Genomic DNA, 14,639 nt, shown 5'->3' on the forward strand with positions numbered 1-14,639 from the left:
AATATACGGACTCCTCGCAGCCAACGGCCTCGGTGAAGCAGCCACCGGCAAAGACATGTTCGGCAACCAGCTAACCGAGGAACAGCGCCAGAACGGGCTGTTAATGGCACTTGGAATCGGCGGTGTGGCAGGTGCGGCCAAGGTCGCTGATAAAGTAGCAAGTGGTACAAAGTTCATCCCTTACAGCAAAGAATTTGCGCAAAAGCAGGTTCAGAAGGTTCAAGCCATCATCAGCGGTATGGGCAAAGCCACATATGAAAATGTGATAAAGGTGGGTAAAGCCACCGGGCAGGTTGCTAAAACAACCGGCCGCTTCATTGCCAATGAAACAAAAAACTTTAAGGAAATTGCCGTATCTCATGGGAAAGCGGCTGGCCGGGCTATTGGTGAAATCAAAATGCCTGTTCTCAGACAATCCCTTCAACCTGCTGGGCATAATATGGTTGGACTTGAAACCGATTCAGTAAAAGTGAAGGAGCTCGTGCAGAAATTTAGTGTTAGAGGTGGGGCCAGTGAAGCAACGCCTACAATTAGTAATATAGCCGAAGCTCATGAATGGGGTAATAAAAACTATACTAATTGGTTGAAATCCTTAACTGAAAGTGAAAGAAAGGCTATTATTAAATATACTGGAATTGACTATCAATATATTAATAATTATTTAAGAGGAATCGATGATTCTTTACATGGCATCGATATGCAGGTTATTGATGATATTAAAAGTGGACTTAGTAAAGCAACAGTTCCACATAATATGCAGGTATATAGAGGAACTGACTTTATACCGTTTGAAGGTATTTTTAGCATAAATAAATATGGGAATATAGATGTTGAATCTTTAATAGGGAAGACTATTAAAGATGAAGGATTTATTAGTACTGCGATTGTAAAAGAATCTTCTTTTGATTACAAAGAAGTTTTATGGACAATAAATATACCCCAAGGAGCAAAGGCTGCCTATGTCGGCGATATTAGTAACGTCCCTGATGAGGCCGAATTACTTCTCAATGCAGGTCAAGAATTGTTCATAAAAGAAGCGAATGAAGATGCAAATGGTAAATTGCATCTTATACTAGACTTAAGACTTAATTAAAAAGTAGGTGTAATGAATGACAAGCAGAAGAATGGTAGACAGATGGGAAGACGATAGTAAAAGTTTTTTGAGATATAATCTAAAAAAAAGAATGTTACCAAGTCTGTATGGCGGTATTGTTGGAGACTTGCTTGGTGTCCCAGTTGAATTTAAAAAAAGAGGGACTTTCACTATTAATGATATAACGGGATATGGAACCTATAATCAGCCGCCAGGCACTTGGTCGGATGATACTTCATTAACTTTATGTTTAATTGAAAACTTAATTGAAAAAGGCGATTCAGCGGAGCTAATGCAAAAATTCGTTCAGTATATGGAATCTGGTTATTGGACACCACATCATGAAATGTTCGATATTGGCAGAACGACCAGTGAAGCCATAATCAAGTTTAGAAATGGAACCCCGGCACCAGAATGTGGCGGAAATGCCATGTTTGATAATGGGAATGGGGCGTTGATGAGGATCGCTCCCGTGGTATTTATCCTTTTTAATAACTTTAATTTCATTGAAAAAATCCAAACCATTAAAAAATATACGGAAGTTACACATTCTCATCCGCGTTCTGTGGTAGGTTCCATTATTTATGTCGAGTTTTTACTTAGACTTTATTATAATAATTCTCCTGAAGTTTCAAAAAGGGAAATAAAAGAACTTTTTGATGAGAATTTTGATAAAGATCATATATACCAAAAAGAGCTGCAATCCTATTCAAGGATTTTTGAGGAAGATTTCTTTTCATTACCACATGAAGAAATTCAGTCAGATGGTTATGTCGTTCATACGTTGGAAGCAGCCATTTGGTGCTTAGGAAATTCAAATTCGTTTAGCGATGCCGTTTTAAAAGCAGTGAATCTAGGGGATGATACGGATACAGTAGGTGCCATTACAGGGACAATGGCAGGTATGTACTATAAAATGGATGACATCCCAAAAGAATGGCTTGAGAAAATCACAAGAAAAGAAGATATTGATAAATTAATTGAGCAATTCCATAGATTTTGTGCAGATAAAGCAATTAAAGAAGAGTATGGGGATTGAAGTAAAACCCCTCATATAAACATAAGAAACGCCCTATAAAAGTCCTTTATAGGGTTTTTTTATGTCCTGAGCACAGTTTATGCTATGTTAAACGGGAAGCGAAGCAGTTTATTATTGGTGATGGGAAATTAAATAATGGAGTGGGAAAATGATAAGAAAAGGTGAGTATACAATCTATGATGGGAGAGAGTATAGATTCATAGAATCTGATACAGTGGAAGCTATTGAATTAATTAGCAATGATAAAAAAGATATGGAGAATGGCTTTACATATTATAAAAAAAATATTTACACGAAAATAGTAGGTGTAAATGAAGTTAAAGAATTATATTCTATTAATCCCTATGCTGTATATAAGGGAGAGGTGTTTCCAGCATCTGATGAAAGAAAAACCGGAAAAGTATTGTTGGATACAACAAACACTGAACTTGCTAAAAGGATGGGATTTGAACGGACAGATAAATATATGTACTCTAAATCTGTAAAATGGGATGAAGTGGAGATAATCGAGGAGAGGAAACCTTATTCATTAGATTAATTTCTTCATTTCAAACGCGATTATATTTATTGTACTATCCCCTCTAATGAGTTTTGGAACTGTTTTGTTAAGGGTCTCCTTTATAGGCGAGTAGATAGGAAGATGAAATGGATAAGAAAAAGCAGTTAATCGATCAATTAAAAGTTGTGATAAATAATCTTGAAAAAGATTATAGTAATGAAATTACTAGCGGCGTTTTTCAACTTATATATATTAGATATAAGAATGCATTGGATGTAATGGAGAATAATGAAGATATAAGAGAAGTGAATATTATTGGCGGCGTAAGGGCTTATATGGATAGTTATAATGACTATCTAAATCCGTTATTAGGAGAATTACATAAAGCTGAAAAATTAAATAGAGAATTATTCCATGCTTGATAAAGTTTGAAAATGGAGGAACCTATGATAAGAAAAGGAAAGTATGCAATACATAATGGTAGCGAGTATAGTTTTAGTCTACTGGAAGATAAGTCTATAAGGTTAATAAGTAATAAATATGCTGATCTATCTCAAGGTTTCAAGCATTTAGATGAAAATATCTATATAAAAAATGTTTCTGTAGAAGAGGTAGATTTATTTAAGATAAATTCAAAGGCAGGGAGAGGTGTTTCCAGCATCTGAAGAAAGAAGAACTGGCAAAGTATTGTTGGATACAACAAACACTGAACTTGCTAAAAGGATGGGTTTTGAACGGACAGATAAATATATGTACTCTAAATCTGTAATATGGGATGAAGTGGAGATAATCGAGGAGAGGGAACCCTATTCATTAGTTTAATTTCCTGATTTAAAGCCCTACATAAAGTAAAAGCGATTATTTCTTCAAAAAGTGGGTATTAAGAATTAAGCGGTCTTTCATTTAATATCTAGCACTAAGTTTTCTTTATGTTGAATAAGGAGAATTTGGTGGGAGGTGATTAAATGAGAAAGGCCTATGGTATAAAAAGTTTGATGATTTACCTTGAGTCGGTAAATTATCCAATTACCGAAGAGGAAATCAATGATCTAATATTGAATAAAAAGATCCCCCATCTCAGACCCATCGATAACTTGTTGATTTTTAATTTAGATCATATTGATGGCTGGCTTAGTGATCAGCAATCCAACCCTTAGTTAATTGAAGCCCTACTTTAAGTGGAACTTTGATTTATATGTGTACCTGTAATCTAAGTTTATTGATGCAAACATGTTAATATGAAAAAGGAAAAGCTAGCCGAGGTGTTTCATGAAAACCTTGGCTGGCTTTTTGTTTATCTCTTCATTTTCAGAAAAACGAATCAGTCCCAGTTGATTTGGTAGCGACAGTATTCTACCGTTATGCCTGGATTATAATAGCTTAAGCAAAGCCTGTGCACCTGTTAGGATAAGCCCTATGATAAAACCACAGACCGCCCCGTTCACCCGAATCCATTGCAAGTCTTTTCCAACACCGTTTTCCATCATATCAATCAGCGTTTCGTTGTCTAGCTTATCTAAGTTTTCTTGTACAAGATTGCCGATTTGCGTATGATTTTTTTCAATGAGAACAGTAATTTGTTTCTGTATCCATTGATCGATGCGGGTGCTATTTTCCTTAATATTGTCCAGTATATGATGAATCATTGGAGTCAGGTAAGTATCCATGAAGTGTTCTTCTTCGACGAAAACCAATGCTTCTTGTTTAATTTGTTTTAGGCTTCCCTCTATTGTCGCCTCAGGCTCCCATTTTGTCAGAAGTTGTTTTTTCCATTTTTCAACTCCTTCTAACAGTTCCCGGTTATGGTTAATGCCTTGTATCTCTTTCCTGATATATAAGATTAAAGCCTCTCTATTTGGTTCTTTCTCGTTTTGTAAATTATTTACGACACTTAATAGCAGGTTTTGGATGATATTCCCAAGTTTCTCTTCGTTAAGTAGACTTTGAATGGACTTAACGGCGAACTGAAGCATACCTTCCAGTTCAATCTTGCTGAGTACATCCATGGAAACAGTGCCAAGTCGGTGACTGGTTTCTTTTTTTCCTAACCAATCTTCAGCTTTTTTCAAAACATGATCCAAAGCCTTCTTATCAAACTCTTCGTTAAGTAACTCTGAACTTACTAAATGTAGAATCTTGCTCATGTCTATGCCAGAAAGTGATGCTTTAATTTTTTTTGCAACGAAAGGCGTAATCTTTTCTATATCTATATAACCAATCATTTGCTTGATCAGTTTAATCAGGACTTTTCTAAAAGTATCACTTTGAATCTCTTTTCCTAAAATAGGGATCAATTTTTCAGTAAAAGGAATATGTTTTACTTTGTCCTGAATGCTTTCCTTAGAAAGCCAGTCGTTTTTTAGCATCGAAACAAGTGCATTTGTCATTCTTTTACGATTGTTGGGCAAAAGCGCTGTATGGGGGATTGGTAATCCAAGCGGATGGCGGAATAATGCAGTGACTGCAAACCAATCTGCCAATCCGCCGACTAAACCAGCCTCAAACCCTCCATGTAATAAATCTAAAGGCAATGTACCTTGAAATGGAGTGGTTGCAATATAACCCGCCCCCATGATAATTAGTGAATATCTAGCTATTTTTCTTGAAGATTTTATTTTTGGTGACATTATATTCCCTCATCCTTAAAATGATAGTCAATTACTATAAACCGAATCATTAGCAAATTTTATAACTTACTTTCATCTAGTAGTATAGCAGGTAGTACAAAAAAATAACCACAACAAGGCAGTAAGTTCATTATTTTTGGGCATTGAATATTGTCATTTTCCCTTTAATGTTCAATATTCTGATGATAAATGCACAAAAAAAGCCGATTCACTCAATCGGCTCAGTTTGTAGACAAAAGGGGTTCGGAATTAAAAAATTCTGAACCCCTTTTGAAATTCCCTTTGAATTTTCTCCTAAGGTTAAGAGATTGCGGCTCTACGAGCCCACATGTTAGGCCATTTTTGGACCTCGCCATGCCCAATTGACCATCTTCTTTAAATTAATGGCAGCCTCCATTTTACGAACCAAATGGTTCGGTGGCACCAGTTGATCTAAAGTAATTATTTCAAGTTGATCTCGCTGAATAGAATCATGTTTAGAAAGCCTCCTCATCACCTCAAGTTTTAATACTTCTACTTTAAAACAAAAATGACTCCAGGCAAAAGTGTTCTATCTAAAAGGTAAGACAAAGTTGATTGGAACGGAAGGTACGAGACTCCTGCGGGAAAAGCGCGTCTAGGGGAGACCCCGCAGGCGAAAGCCGAGGAGGCTCCCGACCGCCAGCGGAAAGCGAGTGCCCTACGTTCCAATCAACGTCCAAATTGTACAAGCCATAAAAATAGACAAACTCGATTTTCATCGAGTTTGTCTACAGTCTGAGCCGATTCACTCAATCGGCTTTTTTTATTCATTTACTGAAAAGCATTTTTTTGTTCATCTCCAACATATTATGATGCGTCTGTTTTTATCGAATTATTTTTATCGGTGCCTAAATTTTTTTTATCTTTCATGAGACTGAAGATATAGGCCAGAACGGAACCTGATATGTTATGCCAAACACTGAAAATGGCACTTGGAACAGCGGCCAAAGGCGAGAAGTGGGCTGTTGCTATGGCTACACCTAAACCAGAGTTCTGCATACCGACCTCCATTGCAACAGCTTTCTGTTTAGCTAAATCCATCCCGCATAAACGAGCAAAGAAGAAGCCGAGTAAAAAACCAAGAACATTATGAAGAACGACTACTGCAAAAATCAGCAAACCTGTTTTAGCCAGCTGATCTTGGCTGCCAGCTACTACGGCAGATACGATCAGAACGATGGAAATGACAGATACTAGAGGTAAAGCCTTTGCACCGGCCTCTGCCTGTTTGCCGAAAAACTTTTTAACAAGAAATCCTAGTATCAGTGGGATAATCACCACTTGAATGATCGAAAAGAATAATGACCCAATACTGATGTTGACCCATTTACTTGCCAAGAGCAGAATAAGCAGGGGCGTTACGATAGGCGCTAGAATAGTGGAAACAGAAGCAATGGCAACTGCAAGCGCAACATTTCCTCTCGCAAGAAACACCATGACATTTGAAGCCGTTCCACTAGGGCAACATCCTACCAAAATAACACCAACAGCGACTTCTTTGGGCAAATCGAACCCTATTGCTAATCCGAATGCCAATAAGGGCATAATGATAAAATGACCTGCTACCCCTAGTGCGACCTCTTTTGGCCGTCGGAATACTTCTTTAAAATCCGCTGCTGATAATGTAAGTCCCATGCCAAACATGACAATTCCTAGTAATGGAACAATATAGTCTCCAATCCATATAAACTGATTAGGTAAGATATACGCAATAACTGCAAATAAAATGACCCATAAGGTAAACGTTTTACCAGCAAATCCGCTGATTTTCTCTACTACTCCCATAGTGACCTCCTAGATGTTTTAAAATAAAACAATTATAATTTATATTCAGAATATTTAAAACCCTTTTAAGCAATAAAAATATCAATAGAGCTGAACTAGTGTAAATATGACGATTCACTATAGGAAAAAAGCGGACAGGGTTTTTAGATTCTGTCCGCTTTTGACTTTATTTTTTTAAAAAAATAAGAGGGTGCTGTATATTAGTGGCAAACTAGTTTATAAGGAACCGGAAATTGAATTAGTATTTGTTGTTTTACAGGTTTAATTATTGCTATTGTATGTTTAGCCAGGGCTATAAAAGAAGTGGAGATGTGGTTTCTTTGATACATATATTAATTGCGGATGATGATCGGCATATTCGGGAGTTGCTTAAATTTCACTTGGAAAAGGAAGGGTACATGGTATCGGAAGCGAAGGACGGTAATGAAGCTTCCTTGTTACTGGAGAAGGAACGGATCCATCTGGCTGTTGTCGATATAATGATGCCGTATAAAAACGGACTGGATCTTTGTAAGGAAATCCGGGATCAATATGATCTGCCCGTCATTTTATTGACAGCTAAAGATCAACTTATCGATAAGGAAAAGGGGTACTTTGCGGGTACGGATGATTACCTCGTGAAGCCGTTTGAGCCAAGGGAGCTTCTATTTCGGATAAAAGCGCTATTGCGAAGATACCGTATGGTGAATTCTGAATCCATCTCATTGAATCAAACGGTGATTGACCGTAAAAGTTACGAAGTGCGAATAAAGGGGAATACGCTGCTCCTGCCCCTTAAGGAATTTGAGCTGCTGGCCCAGCTGGGGAGTTTTCCTGATCAGGTCTTTACGCGTGAGCAGCTTATTGAACTGGTTTGGGGTGCTGATTTTGCAGGGGACGATCGAACGGTTGATGTCCATATTAAACGGTTGAGGGAACGTTTTGCCGGCCGGACAGATGACTTTGTCATAACGACTGTCCGTGGCTTAGGTTATAAACTGGAGGTCAACAAGAAGTGAAAACACTTTATTTCAGGATAGTTATTCAAACCATTTTGATCATGGTGCTTGCCAGTGTCATCGCTTTTTTAATTTCCAATGTCTATTATCATAAGGTTCAAAAACCCAACAATGGTGAGAAGATAAGCAAAGTCGCAAATGAGATCGTCTCTTTATATGAGGAGAATCCTGATCAGGATATTGATGCGTATTTAAATCATATTGCAGGATTGCACTATCAAATGTATCTATTTAATGAGCAGGGTGAAGGAACTTTATATGGTGAGCCGTTTCGGGAAACGAATTTGGACCGTGACACGATTTCCGGAGTCTTGAATGGGAATATCTATCAAGGGATCGCCAATTATAATAATGGGTTATTTATTACGGGGTTTTTTGAAGATGTATTAATTAATAGCATTGGGGTCCCGATGACCGTGAATGGCGAAAAGTATGCATTGTTTGTAAGGCCCAATATAGAGCTGCAGTTTGGCGAATTTCGCTTTTTCCTTGCAGTTTTGCTCGTACTGACGCTACTTCTCAGTTTTTTATTTGTGATCATTAATACGCGTTTCATCGTTAAGCCGATTACGAAATTAACGGAGGCTACAAAAAGAATCGCCGATGGGGATTATAGTAGTGAATTGAATGTCTCCCGAAGCGATGAAATAGGGGACTTGGCACAGCATTTCTCGAAAATGACTCAAAGCATACAGCGGTTGGATGATATGAGGCAGGAGTTCGTATCGAATGTATCTCATGAAATTCAATCTCCGCTTGCATCCATCCAAGGTTTTTCCCAAACCCTCCAATCGGAGGAATTAACAAAGGAACAAAGAAATCAGTACTTATCCATCATTGAAAAAGAAAGCAGGCGCATGTCGTCGTTAAGCAAACAGCTGCTCATGCTTGCTTCGTTGGATAAAGTAGATGATCCGCTGCAGCGGTCAACGTTTGATTTAGCGCAGCAAATCCGGCAGGTGTTGTTCATGCTGGAATGGAATTGGCGGGAAAAGGATATGGTGATCGAAATGGATTTGCCGTCCACCGTCATTTCTGCAGATGAGAAACTTTTAAATCAAGTTTGGACGAATTTGATAACCAATAGCATTAAATACTCGGAAAGCGGCAGTTCAATCAATATTCGGATTAAAAGAATAGACAGTACTGTTGAAGTGATGATCGCGGATACGGGCATCGGAATTCCAGAAGAAGACCTTCCTTATATCCTTGATCGCTTTTATAAAGTCGACAAAGTGAGGAACCGGAGTGAAACCGGAAGCGGATTAGGACTTTCGATTACGAAGAAGACGGTTGATCTTCATGGGGGAACGATCGAAGTTCAAAGCGAACTTGGTAAAGGGACCACCTTTTATATACGGCTGCCCCTTATGTAATCAGTTGTTCATCTTCCATTCATATTGATTGTTTACAATCGGGTCATACCGATCAAACAGGACTTGATCGGTAAACAAAAGTAATGGGAGATGAAATGATGTTTTTGGCAATACGTGAACTAAAGCATTCCAAATTACGTTATCTGCTGATTGGACTGATCATGATATTGGTCGCTTTGCTTGTCTTTATCATTTCAGGATTAGCTAATGGACTTTCTTCAGATAATGCCTCATCCATACAAAACATGAAGGCTGACTATTTCGTTATGGAGCATGACTCTAAAAATAAATTGAATCGATCGATCATATCGATGGAAAAGCTGGATGAAATCCGGGCTATATCGGATGTTAAAGCAGCCGAAGGACTTGGGCAAATGATGATCACATTGAATAAAGTCAGCTCTTCGGAGAAAACGGATGTCACGATTTTTGCGACCGATGCCAGTGGGATTTTAGCACCGAAGGTCATAGAAGGAACGAGCTATGACAATAAGGAACAAGGTGAAGTCGTTGCAGATCGTTCTTTAAAAGAAGTCGGTTATAAATTGGGTGATTCACTCAAAGATGACCTATCTGGTAATGTTTTCACCATTGTTGGTTTTACTGAAAAGCAGTCTTATAGCCATACACCGGCAGTTTACATGAATGTTAAGGGGTGGCAGGAGATTAATCCTGGATTGAGAAATCACGGAAAAGACTCAATCAGCACAATAGCCGTGCAAATGGATTCGAAGGCAGAAGTGAATGTACGTGAATCATTGCCTGAAGGATTAACGCTCATTTCGAAAGAAGAATCACTTCAGAGTATACCAGGCTACAAAGAGGAACAGGGGACGTTGACGATGATGATTGCCTTCTTGTTTGTCATCGCAGCTTTCGTTTTGGCCGTATTCTTTTATGTGATTACCTTGCAGAAGACGAATCAATTTGGAGTCCTTAAAGCACTCGGGGCCAATACGGGCTACCTGGCAAAAAGCATCGTTGGTCAAGTAATGCTGCTTGCCGTGACATGCATAGCCATCAGTGTTGCCCTGACATACGGCGTCACTTTAATCATGCCAGAAGGAATGCCATTTGAATTGAGTGCCGATTTGGTCATTAAATATTCCGTGTTACTTTTGGCTGTATCCGTATTGGGTTCGCTGCTATCACTATACCGAGTAGCGAAGATAGATGCGATCGAAGCAATAGGGAGGGTATCATGATGGGGGATAAACTATTATTTGAAAACGTCAGTAAGGTTTATGGGGAAGGCGATAATAAGGTAATAGCCCTTGATGATATTTCCCTGAATGTAAGAGCGGGGGAATTCGTCGCGATTGTGGGTCCTTCGGGCTCAGGAAAAAGTACTTTCCTTTCAATAGCAGGTGCGTTACTATCCCCGAGCAAAGGCCGCTTACTGCTGAATGGTGAGGATATAACAACACTCTCCCCAAAAGAATTGACTCGGGTGCGCCTTGAAAAGATCGGGTTTGTATTCCAATCGTCGAATCTTGTGCCATATCTCTCCGTACGAGATCAGCTTCTGCTGCTTTCTGAATTGATCGGCAAGCGAGATAAAACAACTGTGAAAAAAGCGGACGAATTGCTTAGCCACCTTGGACTTGGCCATCGGGCAGGTCACCTGCCAGAAGCACTGTCGGGCGGTGAGCGGCAGCGGGTAGCAATCGCCCGTTCGCTGATGAATGATCCAGAAATCATTTTAGCGGATGAACCAACCGCAAGTCTTGATTCCAAAAGAGGCAGGGATGTTGTTGAAATGCTTGCACATGAGGTGAAATCAAGAAATAAAGCGGCCATCATGGTCACCCACGATGAAAGAATGTTGGATTTATGTGATCGAGTGGTCAATATTACGGATGGCAAGGTATTTGGATGAAGTTATACGTAAAAAGTCCGCCGCCTCTCCAAAGGAATTAGGAGTGGCGGTGGACTGAATTGCATGAAGGGGATGGTTAACCGACAGTAAGCGGATGGAATACTAGTCGTTACTTTATATAAACGATTTGCGATTATGTATAATCCCAGATGGTTATCTGCGGATTAATCAATTTTTTATTTTAAAGAACAAGCAGTGATAGGTTGCTTTCACACCTGAATCATTTCGGTATTCTGTGTCGTATATGTTGATTAACTCTCGAAAAAAGGAAGGGCGCTGGCAGTAGTTTTCTTTGTTGCTGTTAGCAGCGCCAATCTTTTTGATTGAAGTGAAAAATTCACGTACTGTCTGAAAGTACTCCAGTTCAAGCTTTTCTATTTTTGTAATCTCGATTGGAGCTGCTGCTGAATAGGGGATTGCTGCTTCGCAAACTTGGGATAATTCTTCCAGAGTGTAAAACGTTTGGCCTGGTGAACTATCCATGGAAAGTTGAAGCTTTTCTTTCGCTTGTTCATATGATCTATGAAGCTCTTGAAAGGTATCTATTCCGAACGTTGAAAATATCAGGCTTCCTTCCGCCGTTAATCGTGTAAAAAGTTTTTCAAGGGTTGCAGGAATATCATTCAGCCATTGAAACGTTGCATTGGAAATAATCAAGTCGTAATTTTCATTTAGCGCCATTTCTTCGATGTCCGTACATAAAAATGTAACACGGTCTTCCTTTGTCAATCCTTTTGCCACTTCAACCATACCGGGTGCCAAATCAACAGCCGTAATGGCGGCATTAGGGAATGTTTTGACGAGTAACCTGGTTAAGTAACCGGTGCCGCAGCCGATTTCAAGAATATTGATTTTATGATTGGTGTTTTTTTGAGGAAGCAAATCCACTAATTGCTTTGCCATGTTTTTTTGAACATTGGCATACGCATCATATGTTTGCGCGTGTTCACTGAATCGCTTGCTTAACAATCGTTTATCTATCATGAACGTACTCCTTTTGAATAAATGTTTTTATATGCTCCATACATTCCTCTGGTTTTGTGAAAAATGGAATATGACCAGCACCTTCGATAATACGAACCTCGGCTTTCCCTCCCAAATTCTCTTTAATGAAAGATGAAGCTTCAAGTGGACAAATTTTGTCTTCCCTCCCATGAAGCATTAAAAAGGGGGCTTCAATCCGGTCGAGTCTTGCTCGAGCATCTTTCTGAAGTAAATAATCCAAACCAATCAGAAGCGAAAACACATCATCTCCATGAAACTCGCTTTGAATGGTCTTGGTGAATTGATGATAAAAACCTGCTTCTTTTTCAGCATCGGAAAACATCGCTTCATAGAAGGAAGTCAAAGTCTTCTCTTTATTGCGCGGCAGTTGTTTCTTCATGCGCTCGACCATTCGCGGATCCCAGCCAAATGAATAATTTTCTCCTGTAGTGAACCGACTTGTTGCGCCAAAAAGGATAAAACCTTTTATTCTTTCTCGAAAAGAACTTGAAAGTTCAAGTGATACTAGTGATCCTAATGACCAGCCCAATAAATAAACAGGACCATCGATGGAAGCGATTGTGTTTATGACCCGTTCTTCAAAGTCATTTAGTGCCTTCATATCTCTCCAATCTATAAATGAAAGGTGAAATAGTTCTGACAGCGGTTTGATTAACGGTTGAAACGCCTCTTTTTCCATTCCCCAGCCAGGAAGCACGACTAAATTAGGCTGCTTCATTCAACAACACCCATTTCTTTTCCAATGATCGAAACTTTTTGAACGGCCCAATCAAGATCTTTTTTATCGTGGAGAGCCGTTACGGTAAACCGGATTCTCGCTTCATTTTCAGGAACGGTCGGCGGCCTGACAGCAATAGCGGCAATTCCTTCTTTTTGCAAACGTGCAGCAAATTCCATCGCTTTTTCGTTTTCTCCGATGACGATAGGAACAATTTGTGATCGGCTTCCGCAAATGTTAAACCCGTAATTTGTGAGTTCTTCTCTAAAGTATTCTGAATGTGTTTGGAGCAGTGAGCGGCGTTCCGGTTCTTGCTGTACAAGTTCAATCGCTGTTTTTATAGCACCGAGTATGGCAGGGGGAAGTGCAGTTGAATAGATGAATCCGCGCATGCGATTTTTTAAATAGTCGATGAGCCATTCTTTCCCGACAACGTAGGCCCCGAATGAACCAAGCGCTTTACTGAATGTTCCCATTTGGATATCTATTTTATTTTGAAGATGGAGATGACCGGCATAGCCTTCACCGTTTTTACCGTAAATGCCGCTTCCATGTGCTTCATCTGTCATTAACATTGCGTTATAACGTTCCTTTAACAGAACTAGGTCTTCAAGATAAGCGAAGTCACCATCCATGCTGAAGACCGTATCCGTCACGATTAATTTACGTGCTTCAATCGGTGATTTTTTCAAAAATGCTTCTAAATGATCTAAATCATTATGACGATAGCGTATATGCTTTGCTCTGCTTAAAAGAGCTCCATCGACAATGCTTGCATGATTCAATTTATCGCTATAAATAATATCGTTACGGGACAGCAGGGTGGAGATTATTCCAAGGTTCGCGTTATATCCACTGTTGATGATGAGTCCTGCTTCGGCCTTCTTCCAATTGATAAGAGCTTGTTCCGCCTGCTCGTAAAGAGGATGATTGCCAACAATTAAACGTGAAGCCGTTGCTCCTGCACCATATGTATGTACGGCATCAACCATAGCCTTTTTCAGCCGCTCATCTCCTGCATATCCTAAATAGTTATTAGAAGCTAGATTAAGCATCCTGCACCCGTTTATCGTAAGCCAAGGCTGCTCGGCACATTCGGTTGATACGAGTTCACGCTTTTGCGAAATCTCTTCTAAATGAGCCAGTTCTTTTTTTATTTTTTCTTCCCAACAAGGTAAACGTTTTTCACTGTGCATGGACATTCTCCTTTTTATATGTTAACTAAAATTAATATAGGTTAACATATAAAATATTCTAATCATGACTCAATGAAACTGTCAAGCTTTGAAAAAGAGCATGAGAATAAAGTAATGATCCATTAATCTGGGAGAATTCAAGGGTCGGAAAAGGCTGGTAGATTATTTAGATATGTATCTAACCATAAAAAATAAGTTTAAGGGGAATCGGGAGGCGGTTTTGTTAAGCTAATGTATAAAAGAGCTTAATGAAATTGGTGCCTTTATGTATTAAGCTCGTTCATTGAAGATAATCTAACTTTCAAGGTAGTCTTTTTGTTAAACCTTGAAATCTTTGAAGGATTAAATGGAATTCCATGTTACTATAGAGCAGTGAAATTTAACAGAATTCACATTAACCATT

General features: G+C 39.0%; 15 protein-coding genes. 10 read left to right on the forward strand and 5 right to left on the reverse strand.

Going from position 1 to position 14,639, the window contains the following annotated elements:
- The 6 genes from MKX49_RS00005 to MKX49_RS00030 form a co-directional block, all read left to right on the forward strand.
- Positions 1 to 1,093, forward strand: a 1,093-nt coding sequence (locus MKX49_RS00005) for an ADP-ribosyltransferase (protein ID WP_340874144.1), incomplete at its 5' end; no start/stop codon positions are given.
- A gap of 16 nt (positions 1,094 to 1,109) precedes the next feature.
- Positions 1,110 to 2,132: an ADP-ribosylglycohydrolase family protein gene (locus tag MKX49_RS00010; RefSeq protein ID WP_340874146.1), complete on the forward strand. Its 1,023-nt coding sequence runs from the start codon at positions 1,110 to 1,112 to the stop codon at positions 2,130 to 2,132.
- Between the two features lie 148 nt (positions 2,133 to 2,280).
- A complete protein-coding gene (locus tag MKX49_RS00015; RefSeq protein WP_340874147.1) occupies positions 2,281 to 2,670 on the forward strand; it encodes a hypothetical protein in 390 nt (129 codons plus the stop codon).
- 107 nt (positions 2,671 to 2,777) lie between these two features.
- Positions 2,778 to 3,053 carry a hypothetical protein gene (locus tag MKX49_RS00020; protein WP_072272337.1) on the forward strand — a complete coding sequence of 92 codons (276 nt, stop codon included), beginning with the start codon at positions 2,778 to 2,780 and terminating at the stop codon, positions 3,051 to 3,053.
- 24 nt (positions 3,054 to 3,077) lie between these two features.
- Positions 3,078 to 3,296, forward strand: a complete 219-nt coding sequence (locus MKX49_RS00025) for a hypothetical protein (RefSeq protein WP_318292586.1) — start codon at positions 3,078 to 3,080, stop codon at positions 3,294 to 3,296.
- A 300-nt stretch (positions 3,297 to 3,596) separates the two neighbouring features.
- Positions 3,597 to 3,788, forward strand: a complete 192-nt coding sequence (locus tag MKX49_RS00030; protein WP_057278530.1) for a hypothetical protein — start codon at positions 3,597 to 3,599, stop codon at positions 3,786 to 3,788.
- A gap of 213 nt (positions 3,789 to 4,001) precedes the next feature.
- Here the strand turns inward: MKX49_RS00030 and MKX49_RS00035 are convergent, their stop codons facing one another.
- Together MKX49_RS00035 and MKX49_RS00040 are read right to left on the reverse strand one after the other, a co-directional pair.
- A complete protein-coding gene (locus MKX49_RS00035) occupies positions 4,002 to 5,258 on the reverse strand; it encodes a DUF445 domain-containing protein (RefSeq protein WP_340874148.1) in 1,257 nt (418 codons plus the stop codon).
- Positions 5,259 to 6,086: 828 nt separating this feature from the next.
- Positions 6,087 to 7,064 carry a bile acid:sodium symporter family protein gene (locus tag MKX49_RS00040; protein WP_340874149.1) on the reverse strand — a complete coding sequence of 326 codons (978 nt, stop codon included), beginning with the start codon at positions 7,062 to 7,064 and terminating at the stop codon, positions 6,087 to 6,089.
- A 320-nt stretch (positions 7,065 to 7,384) separates the two neighbouring features.
- On the opposite strand from MKX49_RS00040, the gene MKX49_RS00045 reads away from it, so the two are divergent.
- From MKX49_RS00045 to MKX49_RS00060, 4 genes are all read left to right on the forward strand, one after another.
- Positions 7,385 to 8,062, forward strand: a complete 678-nt coding sequence (locus tag MKX49_RS00045) for a response regulator transcription factor (RefSeq protein WP_053533625.1) — start codon at positions 7,385 to 7,387, stop codon at positions 8,060 to 8,062.
- Positions 8,059 to 9,438 carry a sensor histidine kinase gene (locus MKX49_RS00050; protein ID WP_340874150.1) on the forward strand — a complete coding sequence of 460 codons (1,380 nt, stop codon included), beginning with the start codon at positions 8,059 to 8,061 and terminating at the stop codon, positions 9,436 to 9,438. The genes MKX49_RS00045 and MKX49_RS00050 overlap by 4 nt, the downstream gene beginning before the upstream one ends.
- 98 nt (positions 9,439 to 9,536) lie before the next feature.
- Positions 9,537 to 10,643 carry an ABC transporter permease gene (locus MKX49_RS00055; protein ID WP_340874151.1) on the forward strand — a complete coding sequence of 369 codons (1,107 nt, stop codon included), beginning with the start codon at positions 9,537 to 9,539 and terminating at the stop codon, positions 10,641 to 10,643.
- Complete coding sequence (locus MKX49_RS00060) at positions 10,640 to 11,317, forward strand: ABC transporter ATP-binding protein (RefSeq protein ID WP_340874152.1); 678 nt, start codon at positions 10,640 to 10,642, stop codon at positions 11,315 to 11,317. The genes MKX49_RS00055 and MKX49_RS00060 overlap by 4 nt, the downstream gene beginning before the upstream one ends.
- Before the next feature lie 168 nt (positions 11,318 to 11,485).
- Here the strand turns inward: MKX49_RS00060 and bioC are convergent, their stop codons facing one another.
- Genes bioC through bioF form a run of 3 tightly spaced genes read right to left on the reverse strand, consistent with a single transcriptional unit; the run spans position 11,486 to position 14,236 of the window.
- Complete coding sequence (bioC, locus tag MKX49_RS00065; protein WP_289348639.1) at positions 11,486 to 12,301, reverse strand: malonyl-ACP O-methyltransferase BioC; 816 nt, start codon at positions 12,299 to 12,301, stop codon at positions 11,486 to 11,488.
- On the reverse strand, positions 12,291 to 13,040 hold the full coding sequence (locus MKX49_RS00070; protein ID WP_340874153.1) for an alpha/beta fold hydrolase: 750 nt from the start codon (positions 13,038 to 13,040) through the stop codon (positions 12,291 to 12,293). The genes bioC and MKX49_RS00070 overlap by 11 nt, the downstream gene beginning before the upstream one ends.
- Entirely contained in the window at positions 13,037 to 14,236 is a 1,200-nt protein-coding gene (bioF, locus tag MKX49_RS00075) for an 8-amino-7-oxononanoate synthase (RefSeq protein WP_340874154.1), read from the reverse strand. Before bioF ends, MKX49_RS00070 begins: the two co-directional genes overlap by 4 nt.
- Between the last annotated feature and the right edge of the window lie 403 nt (positions 14,237 to 14,639).

It is taken from the genome of Peribacillus sp. FSL M8-0224, assembly GCF_038003055.1.
In the GTDB taxonomy this organism is placed as follows: domain Bacteria; phylum Bacillota; class Bacilli; order Bacillales; family DSM-1321; genus Peribacillus; species Peribacillus frigoritolerans.

Coding starts and splice junctions, on each gene's coding strand:
- bioF (WP_340874154.1), bottom strand. CDS start 14,236: ATGCACAGTGAAAAACGTTTACCTTGTTGGGAAGAAAAAATAAAAAAA.
- MKX49_RS00015 (WP_340874147.1), top strand. CDS start 2,281: ATGATAAGAAAAGGTGAGTATACAATCTATGATGGGAGAGAGTATAGA.
- MKX49_RS00025 (WP_318292586.1), top strand. CDS start 3,078: ATGATAAGAAAAGGAAAGTATGCAATACATAATGGTAGCGAGTATAGT.
- MKX49_RS00055 (WP_340874151.1), top strand. CDS start 9,537: ATGTTTTTGGCAATACGTGAACTAAAGCATTCCAAATTACGTTATCTG.
- MKX49_RS00070 (WP_340874153.1), bottom strand. CDS start 13,040: ATGAAGCAGCCTAATTTAGTCGTGCTTCCTGGCTGGGGAATGGAAAAA.
- MKX49_RS00060 (WP_340874152.1), top strand. CDS start 10,640: ATGATGGGGGATAAACTATTATTTGAAAACGTCAGTAAGGTTTATGGG.
- MKX49_RS00035 (WP_340874148.1), bottom strand. CDS start 5,258: ATGTCACCAAAAATAAAATCTTCAAGAAAAATAGCTAGATATTCACTA.
- MKX49_RS00030 (WP_057278530.1), top strand. CDS start 3,597: ATGAGAAAGGCCTATGGTATAAAAAGTTTGATGATTTACCTTGAGTCG.
- MKX49_RS00040 (WP_340874149.1), bottom strand. CDS start 7,064: ATGGGAGTAGTAGAGAAAATCAGCGGATTTGCTGGTAAAACGTTTACC.
- MKX49_RS00020 (WP_072272337.1), top strand. CDS start 2,778: ATGGATAAGAAAAAGCAGTTAATCGATCAATTAAAAGTTGTGATAAAT.
- MKX49_RS00010 (WP_340874146.1), top strand. CDS start 1,110: ATGACAAGCAGAAGAATGGTAGACAGATGGGAAGACGATAGTAAAAGT.
- bioC (WP_289348639.1), bottom strand. CDS start 12,301: ATGATAGATAAACGATTGTTAAGCAAGCGATTCAGTGAACACGCGCAA.